The sequence below is a fragment of the Nonomuraea sp. NPDC003709 genome (genome assembly GCF_040610775.1).
Taxonomy (GTDB): domain Bacteria; phylum Actinomycetota; class Actinomycetes; order Streptosporangiales; family Streptosporangiaceae; genus Nonomuraea; species Nonomuraea angiospora_A.
On the sequence record NZ_JBEXMW010000029.1, the window covers coordinates 1 to 20,933 of the forward strand.

The 20,933-nt window shown below is 68.2% G+C and carries 14 protein-coding genes and 1 pseudogene; 5 read left to right on the plus strand and 10 right to left on the minus strand.

Annotated features, from left to right (window positions below):
• The 3 genes from ABZX61_RS54420 to ABZX61_RS54430 form a co-directional block, all read right to left on the minus strand.
• Positions 1-459, minus strand: a 459-nt coding sequence (locus ABZX61_RS54420) for an Arm DNA-binding domain-containing protein (protein WP_355208151.1), incomplete at its 3' end; no start/stop codon positions are given.
• The gene (locus ABZX61_RS54425) at positions 401-733 is read right to left on the minus strand and encodes an integrase core domain-containing protein (protein WP_355208154.1); all 333 of its coding nucleotides are present in this window, start codon (positions 731-733) and stop codon (positions 401-403) included. The genes ABZX61_RS54420 and ABZX61_RS54425, both read right to left, overlap by 59 nt.
• Before the next feature lie 607 nt (positions 734-1,340).
• Positions 1,341-1,910, minus strand: coding sequence for a helix-turn-helix domain-containing protein (locus tag ABZX61_RS54430; RefSeq protein WP_355208157.1), 570 nt, complete (start codon positions 1,908-1,910; stop codon positions 1,341-1,343).
• 195 nt (positions 1,911-2,105) lie between these two features.
• Between ABZX61_RS54430 and ABZX61_RS54435 the strand changes: the two genes are divergently transcribed.
• Both ABZX61_RS54435 and ABZX61_RS54440 read left to right on the plus strand, forming a co-directional pair.
• Positions 2,106-5,366: a BTAD domain-containing putative transcriptional regulator gene (locus ABZX61_RS54435; protein WP_355208160.1), complete on the plus strand. Its 3,261-nt coding sequence runs from the start codon at positions 2,106-2,108 to the stop codon at positions 5,364-5,366.
• 93 nt (positions 5,367-5,459) lie between these two features.
• Positions 5,460-6,251, plus strand: a complete 792-nt coding sequence (locus ABZX61_RS54440; RefSeq protein ID WP_355208163.1) for an alpha/beta hydrolase — start codon at positions 5,460-5,462, stop codon at positions 6,249-6,251.
• A gap of 1,244 nt (positions 6,252-7,495) precedes the next feature.
• On the opposite strand, the gene ABZX61_RS54445 is transcribed toward ABZX61_RS54440, so the two are convergent.
• The 7 genes and pseudogenes from ABZX61_RS54445 to ABZX61_RS54475 all read right to left on the minus strand — a co-directional run bounded on the left by ABZX61_RS54445 (position 7,496) and on the right by ABZX61_RS54475 (position 12,992).
• The gene (locus tag ABZX61_RS54445) at positions 7,496-7,741 is read right to left on the minus strand and encodes a DUF2630 family protein (protein WP_355208165.1); all 246 of its coding nucleotides are present in this window, start codon (positions 7,739-7,741) and stop codon (positions 7,496-7,498) included.
• Positions 7,738-8,502, minus strand: coding sequence for a pyridoxamine 5'-phosphate oxidase family protein (locus ABZX61_RS54450; RefSeq protein WP_355208168.1), 765 nt, complete (start codon positions 8,500-8,502; stop codon positions 7,738-7,740). Before ABZX61_RS54450 ends, ABZX61_RS54445 begins: the two co-directional genes overlap by 4 nt.
• A gap of 191 nt (positions 8,503-8,693) precedes the next feature.
• Complete coding sequence (locus ABZX61_RS54455; RefSeq protein ID WP_355208171.1) at positions 8,694-9,701, minus strand: alpha/beta hydrolase; 1,008 nt, start codon at positions 9,699-9,701, stop codon at positions 8,694-8,696.
• A 31-nt stretch (positions 9,702-9,732) separates the two neighbouring features.
• Positions 9,733-10,002 (minus strand): annotated as a pseudogene (locus tag ABZX61_RS54460) (hypothetical protein); the annotation flags it as partial.
• 371 nt (positions 10,003-10,373) lie between these two features.
• Complete coding sequence (locus ABZX61_RS54465; protein WP_355208174.1) at positions 10,374-11,093, minus strand: alpha/beta hydrolase; 720 nt, start codon at positions 11,091-11,093, stop codon at positions 10,374-10,376.
• A gap of 548 nt (positions 11,094-11,641) precedes the next feature.
• Complete coding sequence (locus ABZX61_RS54470) at positions 11,642-12,268, minus strand: helix-turn-helix domain-containing protein (RefSeq protein WP_355208177.1); 627 nt, start codon at positions 12,266-12,268, stop codon at positions 11,642-11,644.
• Positions 12,258-12,992 carry a tetratricopeptide repeat protein gene (locus tag ABZX61_RS54475; RefSeq protein ID WP_355208179.1) on the minus strand — a complete coding sequence of 245 codons (735 nt, stop codon included), beginning with the start codon at positions 12,990-12,992 and terminating at the stop codon, positions 12,258-12,260. The genes ABZX61_RS54470 and ABZX61_RS54475 overlap by 11 nt, the downstream gene beginning before the upstream one ends.
• Positions 12,993-13,158: 166 nt before the next feature.
• On the opposite strand from ABZX61_RS54475, the gene ABZX61_RS54480 reads away from it, so the two are divergent.
• From ABZX61_RS54480 to ileS, 3 genes are all read left to right on the plus strand, one after another.
• Positions 13,159-16,416 (plus strand): AAA family ATPase, encoded by a 3,258-nt coding sequence (locus ABZX61_RS54480; protein ID WP_355208182.1) that lies wholly within the window; start codon positions 13,159-13,161, stop codon positions 16,414-16,416.
• 128 nt (positions 16,417-16,544) lie between these two features.
• On the plus strand, positions 16,545-17,345 hold the full coding sequence (locus ABZX61_RS54485; protein WP_355208185.1) for an alpha/beta fold hydrolase: 801 nt from the start codon (positions 16,545-16,547) through the stop codon (positions 17,343-17,345).
• Positions 17,345-20,500, plus strand: a complete 3,156-nt coding sequence (ileS, locus tag ABZX61_RS54490) for an isoleucine--tRNA ligase (protein WP_355208188.1) — start codon at positions 17,345-17,347, stop codon at positions 20,498-20,500. The genes ABZX61_RS54485 and ileS overlap by 1 nt, the downstream gene beginning before the upstream one ends.
• Positions 20,501-20,933 lie beyond the last annotated feature (433 nt).

The following is a 20,933-nucleotide window of genomic DNA, read 5'->3' on the forward strand; positions in this document are numbered from 1 at the left end:
GGTTACGGGCGCCGCCTCCAGCGACTGAGTGAGATCGCGGGCGGCCTGCAGCGCCGCTTCGGCCGTGGGGAAGCCGCCACGGCGCAGTCGCTGCCTCCGCCCGGATACGTCCGTCACCTGGACGGCGAAATACCAACTGCCATGGACAGGATCCACCAGCCGGGCGCAGCGACTTCCCAGCCGCTTGCCTGTCACCGCGTCGGCACAGCCACAACGGCGGCGCGAGTGGTGGATGCCGACGGGGCGGCGCCGGCTCCCTGCCCTGGCCGCCGCCGCCGCACTCGCGGACGCGGTCGCGCTCGCCCGGGCCTGAGCGGCCGTCCGGCCCGCCACACCGATCTCACTCGGGCGTCCGGTGCGCGGCCAGGACTGTGCCTGCCGAGAATTCCATCCGTGCAGGTCAAGCGGCGTGCGAGTATTCGTCGAGGACGCCGCCGAGCCGGTCTCGTCGGCGTACATTCAGGTCGATGATTCGCTCTGGATCCGTTATCGGATCGGGGACGGTGCGCGGAGGGGCTGCTTGGTTCAGGGCTTGGTGGGCTCGGTGCTGGTTGTAGAAGTGTTCGTACTCGCGCAGGGCGTGCCGAAGATGTCGTTCGTTCCAGATCAGGCAGCGGTCGACAAGCTCGTGACGGCACGTCTGCACCCACCGCTCCATGATCGAGTTCATCCGCGGCATCTGAATACCGGTGAGCACCGTCTTGATGCCGCCCTCGGTGAGGACCTCGTCCATGAGGGCCGGGACTTCCCATCTCGGTCCCGGAGCAAAAAGCGCGCCCGACAGCCCGCATCGTCCAGATCCAGATAGGCCAAGCGAAGGAGCACGGCGGATCATCCTGCCGTACGCGCTCCCGTCTCCGGGGACCGGAGCTCGCGTACGCTACGTAAAGCCCTCGCAGAGTCATGACCTGGGCGGATGTAATTGTCGGCGGGCGCAAGATCGTTGACGGCGATCCATGCTTCACCCGTGTCGCAAAGATTGTTCGCGATCTGACTGCTGCCGACCCGCTCACCACGTCGTTCCAGAAGAGCGGCCGGGGGCTTCTCCTGGTCCACCAGCTCTCAGGCGCCCGCTGCGTCGCCTGCTCAACCAGATCCTCCGCCACCGGCTGCCCGAGCAAGGCCGTGACTTTTGCTCTTCCCACCAAGTCGAGCCACCCGGCTCCGGACACCTGTAGGACGACGTTCAGTTCGAGGTCATAGGAGCAGTAGCGCCATTCCCGTTGCCCAAGATCTTTACGGCTTTTCTGACAGCTGCGTGAAACCCCTCTCAAGGGCGATGAGGACGAAGTCGCTCTTCGAGTTGGGACACTCGTAGGAGCGATGGCTGCGCCGGCCGGTCAGGCTTCCAGGATGGCCGACTCGATGCGCTCGGTGATCCATTGGACGGTGCGGTCGACGCCCCAGCCGAATGTGTCGGAGGCGAGAACGAACTGGTCGTGCCTGAAGTAGAAGAAAATGATCTTCGCCGCGTCGTCGAGGGACAGCCCGTTCGCGAGGTCGCCTACGTCATGAATCTGCTTGACGATCTGGCGCAGGGCATCCTGATGCCGTTGCTCGGCCGTCCTGAGATAGTCTTCGGCCACCGGCGTGCTCGCGGCCGCCCTCGTCACGATGCGGATGATGTCGCCAAACTGCTCGTAGATGGTCACATATCCCTCGGCCAGCACTTCCATCTTCGCTCGCCCCGAGCCGGCGGCTTCGCACGCGGCGATGATGTCCAGCACCAGTTGCCCGGCGGTCCACATGTCCATGAGCGTGCCGAGCAGACCCTCCTTGCCACCGCACTGTGCGTACACGGTGGCGGGCGAGACGCGAGCGGCCTGGGCTATCTTGCCGACGGTCGTGCGGGTGTAGCCGTGCTCCGCGAACAGCCGCCGTGCTGCCTTGACGACGTCTTGCCGGGTCATCTCGGCGTACTGGTCGCGTCGGGTCGGAGGTTGTGCGTGGCCTGCCACTAACGCGTTCACCCTTCGATAGAGGTTGCCTGGTCCCGCTGGAGTCGCACTCCAGGGTTTAGAGTATGACTATAGGTACTCGGTAGCGGGTAAATCGCGCAACGCTCGTCGCGTAGGGAACATCGGTCAGCTCGATTGGGGGTGTTGATGGAAATGGCCGTTTCCACATTGTCCATCACCGCGGACGCGGGGGCTTGCCCGGTGCCTGGCACTGCGCTGCGCATGCAGATCCTCGGTCCGTTGCGGCTGTGGCGCGGCGGCGTCGAACTGGACGCCGGACCTCGTCAGCAGGCCTACCTGCTCGCCCTGCTCCTGGCCCACGAAGGCCTGCCGATCAGCAAGCCCGAGCTGATCGGCCTGATCTGGGGGGAGGAGGCCCCGGACAGCGCGGTCAACGCCATCCACAAGTACATCGGCGCACTGCGGCGTCTGCTGGAGCCCGAACTGCCCACCCGGGGAAGCAGCTCGTACCTGGTGGGCCGGGGCAACGGCTATCTGTGCACGGCCGGTGCCGAAACGCTGGACCTGTCGGCCTTCAGGAAACTGGTCGCGGCTGCGGAAGGCTTCCTCGATCAGAATCTGCACGAGGAGGCGCTGGACCACTACGAGCAGGCGCTTCAGCTCTGGCGTGGCTCCGCAGGCGACGGGCTGGCCCTTGAGCCCCAGGCTCTGCCCATCTTCGCAGGACTGAACGCTGAATTCTTCCAAGCATGCTCGGCCGCCGCCGGACTCGCCGTGTCCCTGGGCCGACCCGAGCGTGTGCTCTCACCGTTACAGCTGGCCGCCTTGATGGGGCCGTTACACGAGCCGGTGCAAGCCGATCTCATCACCGTCCTGGGAGCCGCCGGTCGGCAGGCCGAGGCGCTGTCGGCGTTCCGCACCGCCCGTTCGCGGCTCGCGGAGGACCTGGGCATCGCTCCGGGCCCCGTGCTCGAGCAGGCTTATCAGAGGGTGTTGCGGCAGGAACTCACGGCCACGACCATGGTCGTGAAGAGCCGCGACGAAAATCTCCGGCCGTCTTCCGAGACCGCATCGCGGGCGCCGGGTGCGACCGCCGACGGCCTGGTGGGGCGATCCGAGGAGCTTGCGATTCTGCGGGAGGCGATGCGGCGCGCCGTGGACGGCGGGACCGGGCTCGTCATCATCGAAGGCGAGCCCGGGGTGGGTAAGACCCGCCTGATGGAGGAGGTCGCCCGCGAGGCCGATGACCGGGACGTGCTCGTCGCCTGGGGCCGCTGCATCGAGGACGGGGGCGCGCCGCCGCTGTGGCCGTGGCTGCAGGTGGTCCGTACCGTCCTGGACGGCGTGGCCGCTCCGGAACGGGGAAGCTGGCTCAAGGGTGCGCTCGGCCATCTCCTGCAACCGCACGACGACACCCTCACCGGGCAGGTGCTGCCGGGCGGCAGCGGCCAGTTCCACCTGTTCGAGAAGGTCGCCAGCCTGATCGCCCATGTCTCGTCACAACAGCCGGTCATGGTAGTGGTCGACGACCTTCAGTGGGCGGACGTCGCGTCGCTTCACCTGTTCGGTCATCTGATCTGCCGCTCACCGGCCGGCACCGTACTGCTCGGTGCGCTCCGTGACCGAGCGCCGGTGCCCGGATCAGAGCTGGCGCGGATGCTCGCGGAGGCGAGCCGGTCATCGGGTCACCGCCGCCTCGGGCTCGGCCCGCTCGGCCCGCCGGAGGTGGCAGAGCTCGTCCGCCGAGAAATCGGGCGGGTCCCCGGCCTGGACGTCGCCCGGACCATCCATGCCCGGACCGCCGGCAACCCGTTCTTCGTCCGGGAGCTGGCCCGGCTTCTCGACGGTGGCGGCCCACTTACCGAAGATGCCGCGGCCCGTGCCGGTGTCCCTTCGACTGTGCGAGGCGTCGTGCGCGACCGGATGGCCGCTTTGGACAACGACGCCAAGGACCTGCTCGAAATCGCCGCGCTGATCGGCCCGGACGTGGATCTGAGCCTGCTCGCCCGGGTCGCCGACCTCGACAGCGCTTCCTGTCTCGCCCGCCTGGAACCCGTCGAAGCCCTCGGGCTTCTCGCGCCCGCGCCAGAGGACCCGTACTCGTTCCGCTTCGTGCACGACCTGGTGCGGGAGTCGGTCTCGGAGACGACGTCGCCTCGGCACGCGACCCGCCTGCACCTGAGGGTCGCGAACGCGCTGGAGCAGACCGTCCCTGACGGCGAGTTCGTACCTGAGCGGGTGGCGCACCATCTATGGGCGGCTGGACCGCTGGCCGAGCCGGCACGCACGGCGGCGGCTCTGGTGCGCTCGGGCCGCCGGGCTGCGGCCAGATCCGCCCTGGAGGCGGCCGAGCAGCAGCTGCGGCTGGCCGCACAGGTGGCACGGAGCGCGGGCCTCGCGGAATCTGAGCTCGCGGCCCTGTCCCAGCTCACTGCGGTCATCGGCATGCGTTCGATGTACGCGGGCGCGGAGCTACCCCTGCTGGAGCGCGCGGAGCGCCTGGCCCGGGGTCTGGGCCGGGAGGTGGAGGCCGCCGGGATCCTCTACTCCCGGTGGGCGGCCCTCGCCCAGGGCATCGAGCTCGACCGCAGCGGCCCGCTGGCGCGGCAGCTGCTCAAGCAGGGAGAGTCGTCCCCGCACCCGATCGTGCAGGTGTACGGCCTGCAAGCCTGGGGCATCCACAAGTGGGACATCGGCGACATCGGAGAGGCCTACCGCCACCTCAGCCGCTCGGGACGAACCCTCCTCGCCGGCTCCGCGGAGCGTGAGGACGCCCCCGTCCAGCACGACCTTCAGCTGCTCATGATCGGGATGCTGGCCGAGATCACGGCGCTGCACGGCGACGTGGCCGGGGCATACACACTTCTCGACAGGCTGGAGGCCGCCGGCGACGACCGCTACGCCGTCACGGTCTGGGCCACCTTCGGCGCGCGGATCGCGGCCATCGTCGGCGATCCGGTCTCGGCGCTACGTGCGGCAGAGCGAGGAATCGCCGTCGATCCCGATTTCTCCTATGTCTTCCTGGGCACCTATCAGCGGATTGCGCGGTGCTGGGCGCGGGCGATCACCGGCGATGATCCGGCCGGTGCCGCCACGGAGGCCGAACGCATCATCGAGACGCACCTCCTCAACCCCGTCCGCTCCTGCGTCTCCACCTGGTACGCGCTTCTGGGCGAAATGCGGCTTGCGGCCGGGCAGCCACAGCAGGCAGCGGCAGCCCTGGACCGAGCGGATCACTACCTCCGCACCTACGGCCAGCGCTACTCGGAAGGCCTGCTGCTTCTCCTGCGCGCCCGGCTGCTGCAGGCGCGGAGGGAACCGAGAGCCAAGGTGCGAGCCGCAGCGGAGCGGGCGCGAAGGCTGTCGGCCGAGCGCGAGGCGCACCTGTTCGTCCAACGCGCCGACACGTTCCTGGCACAGCTGGACGTGGCGCCGTCCGGTCGCTGACCTGCCGGATCCACTCCTGGTCCACTCGTAGTCAACAACGCCTGCCTAGCGTCGCGGACACCGGCTGTCCCCCTCGCACACTTGAGGTCAGCGATGAAAAGGCCCGTCGTCTTCATTCACGGCTTGTGGATCCATTCCACGTCCTGGAAACCGTGGCAGGAGCACTTCGAGAAGGAGCGGTATGTCACCCTCGCGCCGGGATGGCCCGGAGACGCGGAGACGGCGGCGGCGACCCGCGCCGACCCCTCCGGGATGGCCGGTGTCGGCATCGACGCGATCACCGACTCCTACACTGAACTCCTCGCGGGCCTGGGCGCGCCGCCCATCGTCATCGGGCACTCTTTCGGCGGGCTCATCGCGCAAAAGCTCCTGGTCCTCGGTCAGGCCGCGGCGGCTGTGGCCATCTCGCCCGCGCCGATCAAGGGGATCCGCGTCCTGCCACTGAGCCTGCTGCGCTCCAGCTTCCCGGTGCTGTCAAACGCGCGGAACAGGCGCAGAGCCGTCGCTCTGACCGAGAAGCAGTTCGCCTATTCCTTCGGCAATGCGCTGCCACCGGCCGAGTCCGCCCAGCTCTACGAGCGCTTCGCCATCCCGGGTCCAGGCCGCCCACTGTTCGAGGCATCGTCGGCCAATTTCCGGCCGAACGCCCCCACGACGGTCGACACCCGCCGCTGCAACCGAGGGCCCCTGCTACTGATCGCCGCCGCCAAGGACCACACCGTGCCCGCCGTCGTCGTCAAGGCCGCCCACAAGCTCTACGCCGCTTCAAACGCGGACACCGAGCTCGTCGAGTACCCGGAACGCGGCCACAGCGCCCCGTTCGACCGAGGCTGGCGCACTCTCGCCGATGCCACCCTCGACTGGCTCGCCCGCCGGGGACTTTAGGCTCGACGCGGTCACCCGGCCACACCTTGACCCTGGAGCCGCATCAACTGGAAATCCACTGCCTCCTGACAGGATTCGTTGAGCAGGGAGCGACGCATCTCAGATGAGAACGTAGCCGCGACCCCGGGCGAACGCGGCGCCTTACGGCTGCCCCGTCGGCACCGCCTGCCTCTTCAAGGACCACGGCTCCAAGGGTGAGGTGGCCCGACTCGCCCCCGGCTGCTACAACATCCTGCCGCCAACGGGCGCGGCAACCACGTCAATGTGTGGTCGAATGCGCCGGCCGACCGACTCGATTATGTGCGGATCTACAACGAGGACAACACCTTCAACGACCGCACATCTCCTACTGCATCCGCTGACAGGAAAGAACGGCTCGACTGGAAAGGATCCTCATGCGGTCACGTAAATTGGCCATCATCGCGGCTACGGCTCTGGCCGTCGGCGGCTGTCCGCTCGTCGCCCCAGTAGACCGGATGCGGTGACCTTGCGATGGGGAGCGGTCAAGCTCACCTGGAATTGCCCTCTGATCTGGCGTGAGCGAAGCCTTTGACAAGTCCGATCAATCCAAGGCAAGGGCCCGAAGAAAGCCGCCCACGATGTGCCACTGTACGTCCGGCTGATAGGCGAGCAGGCAGGCCGGTGCTGAGGAGGACCCGGGTAAGAAGAGCCGGGCCCGCAACTGGACTGGCTCCTGGTGCGGTCAGGTTGCTGGGTCGCAGGCCGCGGTCAGGGCAAATCGCCTGCTGAAGATTCCGGACGGGCGGTTGCTGGATTTCCCCGGGATGGGGTGCACGGCGCAGTAAGACCTGAACTCGTTGAGTGGGCTTGCCTTCTGGGTGGTACGTGAGCTTCCCGAGCCGACCATAGAGTTCAGCTTTGTCATCCGGGCCCGCCGCACCGACCAGTCGTACCAGGTCCCCAAATTCCCCGATCCGTGACGCTGATGCGCTGCGCGGTTGAGACCGCCGCCACCTGGCTGTTGTCGACGCGCGACGGGAAAGCCGGAAACCGAGGCGGGTCCTCGAAAGGTGGCTCGGAACTCCGGAATCTCCCTGCGAGAGGCTGAGCGACCCTCGCCGGGACGGCACTGATCATCGACCGGACGTCTCCGGCCGTCCGCTCGAATCGCGGCGGCTGTGGACGTTTGGTGCGGTCATGGGCGCCTGCTTCGCGAGAGTCGCAGGCTCGTCGCCTTCGGCTGCTTGCAGGCAGCAGGGCCCGGTTCGAGCCCTGCCCCCGACCTACTGCAGGTAGCGCTCGACTACTGAAGCGGACCTGGGGACGGCCTCATCAGGGTCTCCGCCGAAGTCCCGCTTCGCGCGACGTTGCCGGAGAAGGTCCCAGCACTGATCGAGTTCCGCCTCGACTGCGTGCAGCTCGTGGTGTTCGGTTTGTTCGTCCAGGGAGCCGTCTGCCCGATGACTGCGCAACTTGTGCTCACGCTCGACCAGTGCGGTGATCCGGTCCAGGATGTTGTCGTCGTTCACCGGTCCTCCCCCGGTTGTTGTGACGGGGATAGACGTGTCTCGAGGTCCGACAGGAGTGATGCGACCCGGACGCGAAGAAGGTCGTTCTCGGCCTCGAGGGCGTCAATGCGGTGCCGAAGCGGTTGCAGCACGGGCGCCACTTCCTCGGCTGTGTAGCGCGGAGTGATGTGCTGAGGGCAGTTCCAGTCGAACGCTTTGACCTCGACGCGCACCTCACGTTCGACGATCGCCCGGTACCCCGGGACCGCGGACGCGGTGGATGACGGTCCTTGGTGGCGTACGTCGCTGATGGTCGCGACTCCGAAGATCTTGAGGCGCAGCCGGCGGGCGTAGTCCACGAAGATGATGGATATGCGCGGGTCGTGCGCCACGTTGCCGGTGCTGATGTACTGACGATTGCCTCGGAAGTCGGCCCAGGCCAGGGTGTGCTCGTCGGGGGCTGTCACGAATCCTGGTGGGCCGCCGCGGAACTGGACGTACGGCCAACCGCTGGTGGCGACCGTCGCCAGATAGAAGCCGTCCCGCTCGGCGATGAAGTCTCGTTCAGTGCGGCCCAAGGGATCCTTGATCTGATCGAGTCCATCAGTCTCCGCAGCCCCGGTGTTCGGAGCTGAGCCCATCACTTCTGCCGCCCCGATGCCCGAAGGCCTCGGGCCGGAGAAGTGCCGGTCCGTGCGATCGAGAGCGGTCCGGCTTCCGTACCGGTCCTGCGCGTCCAGGACCGGCTCGGTGAAGGCGATCGAATGATAGTTGCGGCTCATCTGTCCTCCTCGTCGGAGCGAGCCTCGTGCTCGAGGTCTGTTTGGTCCGTTGCGATGCAGGAAAAGCCGCGATTGGGCGGCCGGTCGCCGAAGCTATGTGGGTGCAGTGGAGGAAGAGTGAAGACCCCGTGCATCGTTGCGCCGAGCCGGCAGCGCCATGGATGAGAAGTCCGATGACCGCTCAGGGGTTGTTACCTGGTCGGCGTCGACCGATCGGCCTCGACGATCAGTGCCTCTACGGTGTGCGGGTTGGTGATCATCGGGAGGTGCCCCGCCTTGACTGTGGTGATCTTTGCCCCTGCGTGCTTGGCCATCGCGCTCTGCAAGGCGGCGGGAACGATGTGGTCCTGGGTCCCTAGCAGGTAGAAGCTCGGCAGCGACTTCCAGGCCGGCGCGGCGGACTCAGCCGTGAGCGCGCTGAGGGTGACGGGCCGCTGGGCCGCAGCCATCGCAGCCGCGGCCCGTGCCGGGATCCCGTTCGCGATGGCGTCCGGGAAGACACTCTGCTTCAGGTAGAGGTCGTGGTCGCCGTCCGGAGCGCCCGGGTACTGCACGAAGTCGAAGAGATCAGCCGGGTTGAGCTCGTGGTTCGGGTCCAGCAACCCAAGGATGCTGTCACCTGCGTCGGGAACGAACGCGTTGATATAGACGAGGGCCTCGACGTCCTTATCCGATGTGCCGGCGTTGGTGATGACGGCTCCTCCGTACGAGTGGCCGACCAGGACGACCGGGCCGGTGGTTCGGTCACGGAGGAAAGCGGCGAGGTACTCCGAGTCTTCGCGTAGCCCACGCAGCGGGGTCGGTGGCGCGAGGACCTGGTAGCCCTGGGCTTGCAGGCCACGGGTGACCTTCGCCCATCCCGAGGAGTCCGCCCAGGCCCCGTGGACGAGCACCACCGTGGGCTTGGGCTTCGCCTCACTTGACGGCGGCGTGCTCGTCGCGGACCGTCGACTGTCCGCGTTGCCGGCGGCTTGGGATGCAGAGGTGCTGGTCAGGGCCAGCATTCCGATGAGGGTGAGAAGGCTGACCGTGTGCAGCCGCCGTGCTCGGAAGATCTTCACTGTCACTCCTGAGGAGTTGATGGGATCAAGCGGTATGTTCAGGAAGCCCAAAGGAAGAGACTGACGTTCTTCCGCATGACCCGTTGACCGCGTCGAGGACGGGTTCGAGAGCCCGGCCGAGACGACGACCGAGGTCATGCCGAGACCTCATCGCGGTCCCTCGTGCCGGTCACCTTGTCGACGGCGTGGAGAGTCGTATCGTGGCGGCCGCCACGAGGGAGGCGTGGGTCGGCGCATCAGGCACGTGCGCCGGTCGGCCCTCGGTGAAGGCGGCGCGCAGGTCCGGCAGCAGCTCACCGAGCAGGTCCAGCTGCTCGAGCACCGTCTTCAGCGGCAGGTCGGCATGGTCGGCATGGTCGGCAAGGAACAGCCGGCGCTGGTAGTCGCCGACGTACTCCCGGAAGGCCGGCGTGCGCTCGAGCACCTCCTGCGGTGAGCCGCCGCCACGGCCCGGGCAACACCCCGAGCCAGGAGGAGCTCCGCAACAAGCGCCCCGAAGCCGTGGCCGACGATCACCGGGGACGGCAGAACGACCGAGCGACCGCGGCGAAGTGGTCGACCAGGTCCACGAGTCCGGCGGCTGGTGGGCGCTGACCAGACCAGATGTGTTCCTATGTCTCGCTCACACTCTGCTGCTCGCCAGGCCGACCGGGTGCGACCGTGGCTTGCTCGTGCTCGCCAAGGAGCCGTATCCACGGGGCCGGCGCCTTGGCGTGGAGCCACCTGTCGTGGATCGGCATGACGGGTTGGGCCTGCGACGCTGCCATGAGCTCCTCATGGTGGGTGATGCTCGATCGGGTGCCGGCGTTGTTACACGGTCACGGAAACGAGTGCCTCGCGGATCACCTGGACGACCTCCGTCGGGTGGGCGTGCATCACCAGGTGCGAGGAGTCGACCTCGGTGACCTTGGCCTGGGCGCGCTCGTAGCCGAACCGCTGGACGTCGGGGTTGATGGCCTGGTCGGAGGACGCGACGATCCCCCACGTGGGCCGGTCCTTCCAGGCGGCCGTGCTGGCCGGCTCGCCGAAGGCGGCCCCGGCGAGCGGTCGCTGTGAAACGGCCAGGGTGCGCGTGAGGGCGGTTTCCACATCGGCGGCGAAGATCTCCGGGAACCTGGAGATGTCCACTGACACATCGGTGCCCGGCTCGTCGGAGCCCTCGACGGGGAAGGGCGTGTAGACGAGCGCCCCGGCCAGCGGCGAGTCGGGGAAGCGGCCCTGCAGTTCCCCGAGGCTCTCGCCCTCGTCGAGGACGTAGGCGGCCAGGTACACCAACCCCACCACATTGTCCTCACGACCGGCGACGGTGATCACCGCGCCGCCGTAGGAGTGACCGACAAGGAGAACGGGTCCCTCGATCTGCCGGACGACGGAGGCGACGTACGCCGCGTCGCCGGCGAGGCTGCGGTTGGGTACGGCGGGAACCAGCACCTGGGTGCCGTCGGCGAGCAGCTCGGTGACGACGCGGGCGAAGCTGGACGCATCGGCGAAAGCTCCGTGGACCAGGACCACGGTGGGCATGTTGGACATGGCTTCTCCTTCGGTGAACCGCCGGTGACGGTAGTGGGAGCGCGCCGTCCGGCGCGTCCATGAGATGTCGGTTGCTCCCCGGGAGCTCCTGCCATCGCTTTCGACGTTAGGGAGGCGCGGTGGACGACTAGTGACCGATCTGTGGACCGCGCCGACCGGAGTGGGCGAGTCAGAGGTACTTGCCCAGGTCAGAGCACCCCGGCGGGTCCGAAGATCGGGTCGCGGCGTACGCGTTGCCGCTCGGGGTGATGATCGCCCGTGACCGCATTCGGCGCCCTCAGGGCAAGCCTCCACCCGATCGGCGCACCGTGGTCGTGGACGAACAGGCAGTACCGCTCGATGCCGAGCTGAGCAAGAAGAGCTCCCGTGATATCGGTGAGCCGTGAGAGGAGGTGCCGGAACATCAGAGAGCTGGCGGGGAAGCCATGAAGAAGCACCAGGGTGGGCCGATCCCTCGGCCCGGCGTTGTCTTAAAGGTGCTCACCGAAACGTATGGACGCGCTGTGGACGCATGGTGAAGTCGCGACAGAGTGACGCGTGCACCCCTGTCAGCTCTTGAGGATTGCGGCCGCGACCCGATCCACGAGCCACTGTGTCGCCCGGTCGACGCCCCACCCGAACGACTCCACGGCGAGGACGAGTTGAGGGTTGCGGAAGTGGAAGTAGATGATCTTCGCTGCGTCCTCGACCGAGAGCCCCTCGGCCAGGTCGCCGTTGCTGGCGATGCCCTCGGCGATCATCTCCAGCGCCTCGATCTGGCGTTGGTCGGCGACGTCGAGGAATGCCTGGGCGGCCGGGGAGCTGGGTGCGGCGCGCTCGACGATGCGCGTGATGTCGCCGGCCTCCGCGGCGTGCGTGGCGTAACCCGCAGCCAGGACCTCCAACTTGGTCCGGCCTGTGGGTGCGGCCGCCGAGTCGGTGATGATCCGTCCCATCGTCGGGCTCGCCGTCCATATGTCCATCAAGGCCCGGAGGAGGCCCTCCTTGCCTCCACACTGGGCGTAGACAGTGGCAGGGGAGACACACGCCTCGCGTGCGATCTTGTCGACCGTGGTCTGTGCGTAGCCAGGCACGGCGTACAGCTTCCGCGCGGCCTTGATGACCTCTTGCCGAGTCAATTCGGCGTGCTCTTCGCGGCGGCTTGGTGCTTGGTCCGGCAACGTCTCACTCTCCATCCCCGTGGCGGCCTATGTCGCCGGACCAGGTGCGGCCGAATGCTCTCATGGAGGTCCAGGCGGCACCGGTCACGCACTCGGACTCGAACGCGTCGCGCCCCAGAACGGCCGAGACGCGGGTCCGGATCGCGTCCAGCTCGCGTGCGTCGTCGGGGTCGGGCACCTGGCCGAGGACCGCGAAGGCATGGTCGGTGAACCCGATCAGCCGTGCGGCCAGTCGCACGTCCCCGTCCGCCGACGCGAGGGCGGCACCGGCGAGTCCCAAGTAGGGCAGGAAATCTCGGTAGCCGGCTCGGAAGACGCGCTCACGGCTCTCCGCGATCAGCTGACGTGCGTGCTCCACGTTGCCGAGGTGCAGCTCGACGAGGGCCAAGTTGTGGTACTCGGAGTGCACGTGCTCGTCCTGCCCTAGGGCCCGGTTGAGCTCGATGCTGGCCGCGTAGAGGTCCCGCGCCCGCGCGTGGTCGCCCGCTAGCCGGGCCACGGCGGCGAGCACGTGGCGCGGCCGCTCCTCGAGGCGACGCTCACCCGCGCGCTGCGCGACGACGAGGGCACGCTGCGCCAGGTCGGTGGCCTGGTTCAGGTCCTCGTCGCGCAGCGCGACCCGGGCCAGAGCGTACAACCCCTCCACCTCGCCGGCCGGGTCGCCCGCCGCACGGGAGCGCGCGACCTCCGCGTCCGCCATCCGGCTCACGGCGGCGGTATCGCCTTGCCGAAACGTCACGCGGAGGTGCTGTCCGTCCGTCACCGTGCCTCTCCTGGGCGGAAATTCACGTCTGGCTGGAGTGACACTCCAGCGTTTAGAGTGTGCATGCACTCACGCTAGCGCACCTCCGACCCGGCGCAAAGCGAGCGGCAGGACTGGGGCCGGATCACCGAAGGGGTCGGACATGACAGCAACGCTCGTCACTCCCGAAAGCACCGACGCGATGAGAGGACTTCCGTTCGAGGGCCCCCTGCGCCTGCAGATTCTCGGCCCGTTGCGGGTGTGGCGGGGCGAGAGCGAGCTCGATGCCGGGCCACGCCAGCAGGCGTACCTGCTGGCGCTGCTCCTCGCTCGCGTAGACCGACCGACCGGCACCGGCGAGCTGATCGACATGATCTGGGGTGAGGACGTGCCCGCCAGCGCCCTGAACGTGATCCACAAGTACGTCGGCTCACTACGACGCCTGCTGGAGCCCGACTTGCCCCCTCGAGGAACGGGCGCCTACCTGCTGAGGCGGGGCAACGGCTACCTGTGCGCAGCCGGAGCAGATCTTCTCGACCTCGCGAGGTTCCGGCAGCAGTCCGGCGCCGCCCGCGCAGCGCGGGCGGCGGGGCACCATGCAGCGGCGCTGGATCACTACCTCGACGCACTCCGTCTGTGGAGTGGACCAGCCGGCGACATGTGGGTGCACGGACCTGCAGCCGCACCGATCTTCGCCGGCCTCAACGACGAGTACTTCCAGGCCTGCATCGAGGCGGCCGCCGTCGCGCTGATGCTCGGGCAGACCGCGCGAGTGCTGCCGGCCCTGCACCTGGCCGCCGCGATGGCCCCCCTGCACGAACCGGTGCAGGCCAGCCTCATCACTCTGCTGGGCGGCGCGGGTCAGCAGGCGGAAGCCCTGGCCGTGTTCGACGCGGTGCGCAGAGGCCTCGCCGAGGATCTCGGAATCGACCCCGGGGAGGTCCTCAAGGCCGCCTACCAGCGGGTGCTCACCCAGACCCCCGCGAACCAGGCGCCAACCGCCGAGGCCCCGGTCGCCGCGTTCTCGGGCGCGCCGGCACCGTCTCTGCCGCCGACCTCGCCCACGCCCGCGTCGGGCGACATCTACCGACTTGTCGGCCGGTCGGACGAGGTCGCGGTGCTGCGACGTGCCGTCGAGCCGGCCCTGGAGAACGGCACGGCAGTCGTGCTGCTCGAGGGCGAGCCCGGGGCCGGGAAGAGCCGGCTCATGGAGGAGATCGCCGTCCACGCCGAGGATCGTGGCGCCCTCGTGGTGTGGGGTCACTGCCTCGAGGGCGAGGGCACGCCGACGATGTGGCCGTGGGTCGAGACAGTGTCCAGCCTGCTCGACGTCCTGCCACAGGCACGGTGCGAACAGTGGTCGGCTCGCGATCTCGGTCACCTTGTCGGTTCCCGTGTGGAGATGTCGAAGGCGCCGACGATCCCGGACGGCAACGCCCGGTTCCGCCTGCAGGAACAGGTCGCCGACCTGATCGCCGAAGTGGCCCGCGAGCGACCGGTCGTGATGATGCTCGACGATCTGCAGTGGGCCGACACGAGCTCGCTACAGCTCCTGGAGCATGTCATCTCCCGCCTTCCTGCCGGCACAGCTGTCGTCGGCGCGCTTCGCAACCGGGGCCCTTCACCCGGCTTGGAGCTGGTCCGGACGCTCGCCGCTGCCAGTCGCGCGACCGGTCACCGGCGGCTCCTGGTCGGCCCCTTGAGCCCCGCTGAGGTGGCCGAACTCATTCACCTCCAGACCGGCGTCCGGCTCGCCCCTGATGTGGCCACATCAGTGCACACCCGCACGGCCGGCAACCCGTTCTTCGTCCAGGAACTGGGCCGGCTGTGGGGCGTCGGCAGCGAGCTCACCACGGAGACGGTGCTGCGCAGCACCGTCCCGGTGACAGTGCGCGACGTCGTACGCAACCGCCTCGCCGCGCTCGACAGCGATGCACAGGAACTGCTGGAGATCGCAGCCCTTGTCGGCCAGAGCGTCGAACTCGCCCTGCTCGCCCGGACGGCGTCCCTCGACGTGGGCTCCTGCCTCGAGCGCTTGGAACCCGTCCGCAGCCTCGGTCTGATCGGCCCGACGCCCGGCGACCCGTTCTCCTATCGCTTCACCCACGACCTAGTGCGCCAAGCTGTGTCGGAGGCGGTCCCGCTAGGTCGCGCGGCCGCGCTGCACGGCTCCATCGCGGACGCCATCGAGGAGGTCGGGCTGAGCGACGAGTCCCTCGCCGAGCGGGTGGCACACCACCTGTGGACTGCGGGGCCCTTGGCAGACCCGGCTCGTACGGTTGCGGCCCTGGTCCGCGCCGGCGCTCGAGCCAAGGCGAAGACGGCGTTGGCGGCAGCTGAGCGCCACCTCGGGTCGGCGGTAGAGCTGGCGCGCAGGGCGTCGCTTCTCGAGCTGGAGCTCGGGGCGCTCTCGCAGCTGATCGCGGTCGTCGGGATGCGCTCGATGTACGGCACGGCCTCCGTCAGCCTGCTGGAGCGAGCAGAGCAGGTCGCGCAGCGCCTCGGGCGAGATCGCGAGGCGGCCGGGTTTCTGTTCTCCCGCTGGACCGCACACGGCCAGGCCCTCGACCTGGACCGCAGCAGTCCTCTCGCCCGTCGGCTCGAGGAGCTGGGCAGGACCTCCGAGGACCCGGTTGTCCGGTGCTACGGCAGGGCCGCGGCGGGCATCCACGAGTGGTGCCTGGGGAACATCGATGGGTCGTTCCAGCGGCTGAGCACGCTGGGCCCCGACGTCCTCTCCGACCACGATGAAGAACACGGCGATTCCGTGCGGGACGGCGTGCAGTTGATGGCCGCTGGGATGTTCGCTGAGATCGCGGGCTACCACGGACAGACGGCCAAGGCGCGCGCAGTGCTCGACACCCTGGCGAAGGCGGCAGGTGATGACCCCTACGCAGTCACCGCCGCGACCTCCTTCGAGGCCCGGACCGCCTCGGTGGTCGGCGACCCCGACTGGGCTCTGCGTGCAGCAGAGCGCGGGATCGCCGCCGACCCGCACTTCTCCTTCGCCTCCCTCGGCACCTACCTGCGCCTGGCCCGGTGCTGGGCGCTGGCGACGACCGGACAGGACCCCGCGGCCGCCGCGGAGGAGGCCGAACGGCTCATCCGCACCAACCTCGCCAGCCCCGCCCGTACCTGCGTCTCCACCTGGTACGCACTGCTGGGTGAGATGCGCATCGCCGCGGGCTCGCTGGACAAGGCCGCGGCAGCGCTCGACAGCGCCAAGGAGTACCTCGAGCGCTACGGCCAACGTTCCGCAGAGGCGCTGGTCATCCTCGTCCGCGCGCAGCTGGAGCACGCCTCCGGCGACGACCGCGGCGCCGTACGTCTGGTCAACCAGGCCCGCAGCCTGGCGCTTCGGCAGGGGGCACATCTCTTCGTGCAGCGCGCCGACCGGTTCCTTGCCGGGTTGGGCGGCTAGACGCCCATGGGCAGCGGCGGTCCAGGATTCCTTCACACTTCGTCCACCGGGCACCCCTAGATTCTCGTCCCGAGCGCGGCGGCGCCGGACCCGAGCCGCGTCCCCCCTCAGTGAGCGAGGTCGACACGATGCCCACGTCCGTTGTCTTCATCCATGGCCTGTGGGTCCACTCCGTCTCGTGGCAGCTCTGGCAAGAACTCTTCGACAAGCGGGGCTACCGCACCCTCGCGCCCGGTTGGCCTGGCGACGAAAGCACCGTCGCCGCGACACGCGCCGATCCCGTACGACTCGCCGACGTCGGCGTCGACGCGGTCACCGACTCCTACGCACGGGCCGTCGAGAACCTGCCCGAGGCTCCGATCGTGGTCGGCCACTCCTTCGGAGGCCTGATCGCGCAGAAGCTGCGGGACCGCGGTCTGGCCGCCGCCGCCGCCGTATGCATCTCACCTGCTCCGATCAAGGGCGTCCGGGCCGTGCCGCTGAGCCTGCTGCGCTCGAGCCTTCCGGTGCTCAGGAGCCCCGCCAACAAGCGGAAGGCAGTCTCACTGACGGCGCGTCAGTTCGTCTACTCCTTCGGCAACGCGATCTCGCCGGAAGGGTCCGAGGAGCTGTACCGCGATCTCACGATCCCATCCCCGGGACGTCCGCTCTTCGAGGCTTCCACCGCGAACTTCCGAAGGAGCTCGCCGACCGCGGTCGACACCCGTCGTAGCGACCGCGGGCCCTTGCTGCTGATCGCTACCGGCACGGACCACACCGTGCCGGCCGTCGTCGTCCGAGGGGCGCACCGGCTGTACGCCCGCAGCGGCGCACCCGCCGACCTTCGCACCTACGAGGACCGGGGTCACAGCGCTCCGTTCGACCACGGCTGGCGCGAACTCGCCGATGACACGCTCGCCTGGCTCGATGGTCACGGGCTGAAGCCCTGATGGCGATCGGCGGTCAGCCGGTGGAGTCGCCGTTCGTGCCACTGCCCACCAGGATCGACTTCGATCGGATGGACCGTAAGGTCATCGAGTGGTGGCAGGCCAACGATGTGTTCGCTCGGAGTCTGGAGCGCACGGCCGGCGGGACTCCGTGGGTGTTCTACGAGGGTCCACCGACCGCCAACGGCACCCCGGGCACTCACCACATCGAGGCGCGGGTCTTCAAGGACCTCTTCCCCCGATACCGGACGATGCGCGGTTTCTCGGTGCCTCGGCGTGCCGGCTGGGACTGCCACGGCCTGCCGGTCGAGCTGGCCGTGAAGAAGGAACTGGGGCTGAGCGGAAAGCCCGACATCGAACAGAAAATCGGCATCGCCGGGTTCAACGCCCGCTGCCGCGCCTCGGTGTTGCGACACGTGGACGAGTTCATGCAGCTCAGCGAGCGTATGGGCTACTGGATCGACCTCGCGCATCCGTACCAGACGATGTCCCCCGAATACGTGGACAGCGTCTGGTGGTCGCTCAAGCGGATCCACAGTGACGGATGTCTCGTCGAGGACTTCCGGGTGGCTCCTTACTGTCCGCGCGACGGCACGACTCTGTCCGACCACGAGGTCGCGCAAGGATACGAGACAGTCACCGACCCCTCGGTCTACGTACGGTTCCCGCTGTGCGACGCGGTGGCCGGGCACACCGGCGCAGACCTGCTCATCTGGACGACCACGCCATGGACACTGGTCTCCAACACCGCGGTGGCGGCGCACCCGGACGTGACCTACGTAGTCGCCCGCACCGACCAGGGCACATTCGTGGTCGCCGAACCCTTGGTCCGGCGAGTCCTCGGCGAGGCCGCCGAGATCCTGGCGTCCCTGCCCGGATCCGCGCTTGAGGGGCTGCACTACGAGCGGCCTTTCGACCTGGTGGACATTCCGGACGCTCACCGGGTGGTGCTCGCGGACCACCCCACGACAGAAGACGGCACCGGCCTGGTCCACCTGGCGCCTGCCTTCGGCGCGGACGACCTCGCCGTCAGCCGGGCCTACGATCTTCCGCTGGTCAACCCGGTCGCCTCGAACGGACGTTTCCTGAACGGGATCGACCTGGTCGGTGGCATGTTCTTCAAGGACGCCGACGCGCTGCTCATCGACCGGCTCAGGGAGTACGGCAAGCTGTACCGGCACGAGCCGTTCCAGCACGCGTACCCGCACTGCTGGCGATGCCACACTCCGCTCATGTACTACGCCCAGCCGTCCTGGTACATACGGACCACCGCCGTCCGCGACGCGCTGCTGCGGGAGAACGAGAAGACGAACTGGTACCCCGAGCACATAAAGCACGGGCGATACGGCGACTGGCTCGAGAACAACATCGACTGGGCCGTGTCCCGGGCGCGGTACTGGGGCACCCCGCTACCGCTGTGGCGCTGCGCGAACAGCCACGTCACCGCGATCGGATCCCGTAAGGAGCTCGGAGTGCTGGCCGGCGCCGATCTGTCCGACCTGGACCCGCACCGGCCGTACATCGACACGATCACCTTCGCGTGCCCGGAGTGCGACGAGACCGCAACCCGCGTCCCCGAGGTGATCGACGCCTGGTACGACTCCGGCGCCATGCCGTTCGCCTCGCTGGGCTACCCACATGTGCCGGGCAGCAAGGAGGCGTTCGAGAAGACGTACCCGGCCCAATACATCTGCGAGGCCATCGACCAGACTCGGGGATGGTTCTACACGCTCATGGCGGTAGGCACTCTCGTCTTCGACCGGTCCCCGTACGAGAACGTGGTGTGCCTCGGGCACATCCTGGCCGAGGACGGCCGCAAGATGAGCAAGCACCTCGGCAACATCCTGCTGCCGATCCCGCTGATGGACGCGCACGGAGCCGATGCTGTGCGCTGGTTCATGGCCTGCTCGGGCTCGCCTTGGTCGCAGCGCCGGGTCGGTCCCGGCCCGCTCGAGGAGATCGTCCGCAAGGTGCTGATGACCTACTGGAACACCGCGTCGTTCTTCTCGCTCTACGCGACGCACGCGACGTGGCCACCGCAGGCCGTCCGGCCGGTCGGTGAACGGCCGATCCTGGACCGGTGGATCCTCGGCGAGGTCCACGCGCTCGCCGCTGCCGTCGACGAGCGGATGCAGAGCTATGACACGGCTCGCGCCGGCCGGTTGCTCGCCGCCTTCATCGACGACCTTTCGAACTGGTACGTGCGACGGACCCGCCAGCGGGTCTGGGAGGGCGACCAGGACGCGCTGGCCACCCTGTACGAGTGTCTCGAGATCTTGACGCGGCTGCTGGCTCCGTTCATCCCGTTCCTCACCGAGGAGGTGTGGCAGCAGCTCATACGCCGCGGTGACGAGTCGGCCCCGGAGTCGGTGCACCTGGCGACCTGGCCCACGCCGGACACCAGCCTGATCAGCTCTGAGCTTTCGGCCCAGGTCGCCACGGCACGCGCCCTGGCCGAGGCGGGCCGAGCGGCGCGCACCGCGAGCAGCCTGCGGATCCGACAGCCGCTGAGCCGTGCGCTCGTCGGCTTGCCGGCCGGCATCATGCTCCCGCAGGCGCTGCTGGACGACATCGGCGACGAGCTGAACGTCAAGGCACTGGAGCCGCTCGATGCGAACAACAAGATCATCGACGTCGCGGTCAAGCCGAACTTCCGCACGCTCGGCCGACGGTTCACCGCGCAGACCCAGCGCGTCGCCCAGGCCGTCACGGCCGCCGATCCTCGCAAGCTGGTCGACGGCGTCCGGGAGGACGGAGTCTTCTACTTGCCGGTTGAGGGCGAGCAGGTGGCAGTGGGCCCGGACGACATCCTGGTAAGCGAGGTACCGCGGACCGGCTGGGTGGTGGAGTCCCAGAACGGGGTGACGATCGCGCTGGACACCAAGATCACCCCGGAGCTGCGGAGCGAGGGCATCGCCCGCGACGTCGTACGCATCGTGCAACAGGCCCGCCGGGAGGCCGATCTTGTCGTCACCGACCGGATCACGCTGTCGATCGCGGCGCCTGCGAACGTCTCAGCGGCGATCTCCAGCCACCAGGAATTCATCACGCACGAGACCCTCGCGATCTCCCTGACCCTGATGAGCGTGCTGTCGGAGGGCTTCGCCGGCACCGTGGGCAACGGCCAGGAGATTCTTGTACGCGCCCTGCGAGCCTGAGACAGCGGGGATGAGTGCTCGCCGCCGGCTCGATGAAGCGGTAGAGCCTCAGCCCGGGCCGGCCCCCGTCGTTGCCGCCGACCCTGGGCGTACGCGCGGCCAACGCCGCAACGAGATCCGCCGAACTGACGCGATGCACGATCTCCGAAGTCGTCATGACGAACTCCCGCGGCCACAAACTGTCCCCGGCGTTCCTGGGCGGTCCGCGTCATCGAACCGGCGCATCTGAGCCATAAATCCATGCTGGGGCCGGTTGATTAATACTGAAAATTCACTGGATTCCCCTCGGACAATGCCGTGTATCGGGCGATGCATTCACTCGAACCAGCCTGCGACCTGCAGTGGCAACGCAATGCACCGAAATCATCCACAAAGCCTTATGACGTTGATCACAAGCCTTAAGTGAATTTTTGCGCAGAACACCGGCTATCGT